This is a genomic window from Prevotella sp. TCVGH (genome assembly GCF_023522295.1).
Taxonomy (GTDB): domain Bacteria; phylum Bacteroidota; class Bacteroidia; order Bacteroidales; family Bacteroidaceae; genus Prevotella; species Prevotella timonensis.
Window position 1 is genome coordinate 1 of record NZ_QFFX01000139.1, and the last position, 1,547, is coordinate 1,547.

General features: G+C 29.0%; 1 protein-coding gene. It reads left to right on the forward strand.

Going from position 1 to position 1,547, the window contains the following annotated elements:
• The first annotated feature begins 40 nt into the window (after positions 1–40).
• Positions 41–988 carry an acyltransferase family protein gene (locus tag DEM91_RS12460; RefSeq protein ID WP_249859116.1) on the forward strand — a complete coding sequence of 316 codons (948 nt, stop codon included), beginning with the start codon at positions 41–43 and terminating at the stop codon, positions 986–988.
• Positions 989–1,547: the final 559 nt, after the last annotated feature.

Below are 1,547 nucleotides of genomic sequence, written 5' to 3' on the forward strand. Positions count from 1 at the left end.
ATATTGACTGCGGGTGAGCCAATAGTGCTCAAAAACAAGAATGATAGAGGATGGGGTAAGGTTTTGCAGAGGTCTCATGATAGCAATTCTGTATTTTCATACTGAAATATATTATACTAACACCACCATTATTCCTTACAGTATGTATGTGGTAAACGCACTCGTTATGTTTTTCTTCATATCTGGATTTTTATTTTATAAAGAAAACAACTTTCATATTAAACAGAAAATAAAGTCTATCTTTCGTTCGCTCATCAAACCTTATTTTATATTCACTGCTATTATTTCTATTCCAAAAGCAATTGTACATGGAGAAAATATAGAGATTATCAATATTGTCAAACAAATTTTATTAGGTCATGCATCGTGGTTCATAGCTGCACTAATTATTGCCGAATTTATTTTTTCTATTATTTTATATCTTAGCAAAGAAAAAACAAGTATTATCATAGTTAGCAGTGTTATATTATTTTACATGGGTTTATCATTCAACCACACCAACTTATCAATACCATGGCACGCCCATATTGCTGCCTTATCCGTTTTATTTATTGCATCAGGCTATCTGTATCATCGTTTTGAGCACCTATTTTGTCACTATATAAATTCCTTTACTTTTGTCATGGCGTTCGTAGTGGTAACAATTTGCAAGACAACAGAAAATTATTATGGTTTTAATATGATGATATGCGGTTTGAATATAGATAATGTCTTTATATTTTTGACAGATACACTTCTATCTATTTATATTCTTCTTTATATAGTAAAAAAATTGCCACAATTTCATTTTATACAATATGTAGGAAGGCACTGCATAGTATTTTATTTTTTATGTGGTGGCATACCACTACTGACAAGCAAAGTGTTTAATGCCGTTTCCTTAGGCTATTCTTCAAACTACATGCAACTTTTACCTGTATTCTTTTGTGTACTTATCATTACAACTTTTGTAACTTGGATTATATATAAGTACATAAAAATAGTTTAATAGTTTTTTAATATTATCCACATCCTATTTATATATTCTTTTTATTTATTTTTTAAAGAAAACAAAATAGAAGGTATGATGTACTGTGGATTTGTTGATAAATAATTAGAGAAATGTTTTGTAAATTGTTTATCCACCTTTCAATGTCAGTTATGCTTATCTTTCAATAATATCTTCTCTTTGATTTTCAGAGTTATAGGGTAGTTATACACATTCTATCCTTTATCGAGGGTAGTGAATAAGTTGATATCTTTTTTGATGAAGAAACTGTGGACAAACTGTTGAAGGACGTGTTATAAAAGGGTAGATATCCACGATAAGTGGCTTTGAAATTATAGAGCGTGGAAAAGTATCAGCTTATCAACAGAGTTATCTACCTGTTTATCCACCATTTTGTGCTTAATATTATGCAAATAAAAAAGTAAATAAATTGTACAAAAAGCAAGGCATAAAATAGTTCAAAAAACAAAGCATAAAGATGGTGTCTTATACTGAAATAGCTTGACATATTATTAACCTCATAAAAAGTAAAATAATATGACAAAAGAACTTAAAAGAA

Coding starts and splice junctions, on each gene's coding strand:
- DEM91_RS12460 (WP_249859116.1), top strand. CDS start 41: ATGATAGAGGATGGGGTAAGGTTTTGCAGAGGTCTCATGATAGCAATT.